Genomic DNA, 1889 nt, shown 5'->3' on the forward strand with positions numbered 1-1889 from the left:
CTTCACGCGATACAACTATTCACGATCCACCGATTACGCGAAATGACTAAGTAATTACTCTTTATGGACTAAACGATTACTGTGTCGCCTATATCACGGGAATCCCTGTTTACTTTCCAGAGGTAAAGTCCTACGCTGCATTCGTTCGGGTGGATGCCGGAACCAGGAACTCCACGTCTCGCTGAATCATTTCTGGTAGAACGTGATTGGTTGGTGACATGCATCCCGGTCACCGCGGCTGTGGGCTTGTCCACGGCCGAAACACCGCCGTGCCATTGCATGGCTTGAGGAAGTCCGGGAGCGCACGTGAAATCTGTACATCGTTGGGCTGGTATCGCAGCAACAGCCACCACCCTCGCCGCCGGAACACTTCTGTTTCCCGGCGGCGTCGCGTCGGCCCTTCCCACCGTTCCGGGCAACAATCTGAAAACGACCGACATCAACTTTTCACCCAGTTGCTGGATCGTCACCCAGGATGCAAGACACAAAATACTCAAGCAAACCTCTTTCACCGGTGGTGCGGATGGGGCCGGTGCCGATCAGTGGGGTGTCCAAATCACGGCACCGGAAACGGTTGCCCGTGGGCAGGAGTTCACCTACCGGATTCAACCGGATCCCATTACCGTCGTAAAAGACTCTTCCGGCGATACAATCCTCCGGTGGACCGAGATCAGGTATGGCGTCGACATTCCCCCGGGCACCGAATTGGTGAAGGCGGAGGTCGCCTCCGACTCGACCACGCCCTTTGAGAACACACCGACGATCAGCCGGATCGACTCGAATGGAAAACAGGATGACAACGGGTCCATTCTGCAGATGGGTATCGGTACGGGAGGGACTAACAACGGCGGTACGGGAGGGGGGTGGTTCACAAAGGCAAATCCCGGGTTCCTCACTTTCCCGGCGATGGACATCACCCTCAAGGCCGGCGACGCCGCCGGTACAGTGATCGAACCCACGCTCCGCATCTCAACCGATTCGGACCCAGATGCCAACACGATCGGTTCGGATGACAACTTCTTCACCGCGATTGCCGTACCAAAAGGAGATGGCGGCATCGCCGTCGGCATCCCCTACAACATCCGCTGTGCACCACTTAATCCGCCGGCACTCTCGGCGATTGGTAGTGCACTTAATCCTGACGGGCCGGCTAGTGCTGGTGGAATGCCGTTGACGTCGATCAAAGTGATTGATTCGTCTGTCTTCGGCCTCGATGGCCGCGTCTTGGAACCTGTCGATATCCCGGGTAATAGTACCCCGCACATTCAAATGAAGGACTTCGTCGACGGATCGCAGTCCCAGCATTGGGTCTACACGGCCGCTCACGAGTTCCGGAACCCGGCCACGGACAAGTGCATCGACGTCGTCGAGGACGGGTTCGATGCCGGAGGGCAGAGAAACGGATCGCAGGTGATTCTGCGGCCGTGCCAGGGCAATCCCGGTCAGAAGTGGACACTCGACCCGGCAGTAACAGACGATGGTCAACCCGGCGGTGCGATCGTCAATGAGGCCGACGGCAAATGCATGGACGTGACGGACAGCGCATCCGCGGATGGTGTGCAAGTGCAGATCTGGGACTGCGCCGGTGCACCCAACCAGCAGTGGAACTTCCCCTCGGTGTCCACTACCAGCTTGAATTAGCCGGTCTCGCCCCTGAGCGCCGCAACCACCACGGTGCTCAGGGGAACCTCGACCGCGCAGACCGGCACCGAAGTGGTCTTCGGCTCGCAGGTCTCCCCGAACCCCGGGGGCGGCACCGTGCAGTTCAGGGACGGCGACACCGACCTGGGTACCCCGGTACCGGTGGATGCGGACGGCAAAGCGAACATCACCCATACCTTCGATTCCGCTGGCACCCATGACATCACCGCCGTCTACAGCAGAATACT

The 1889-nt window shown here is 58.9% G+C and carries 2 protein-coding genes; both read left to right on the forward strand.

The annotated features are described in order from the left end of the window. The first annotated feature begins 306 nt into the window (after nucleotides 1-306). On the forward strand, nucleotides 307-1641 hold the full coding sequence (locus tag RM2_RS23020) for an RICIN domain-containing protein (protein ID WP_072691762.1): 1335 nt from the start codon (nucleotides 307-309) through the stop codon (nucleotides 1639-1641). 33 nt (nucleotides 1642-1674) lie between these two features. Further along, nucleotides 1675-1889, forward strand: a 215-nt coding sequence (locus RM2_RS23025; RefSeq protein ID WP_245814113.1) for an Ig-like domain-containing protein, incomplete at its 3' end; no start/stop codon positions are given.

This window comes from Rhodococcus marinonascens NBRC 14363, from assembly GCF_001894885.1.
Lineage (GTDB): Bacteria > Actinomycetota > Actinomycetes > Mycobacteriales > Mycobacteriaceae > Rhodococcus_F > Rhodococcus_F marinonascens.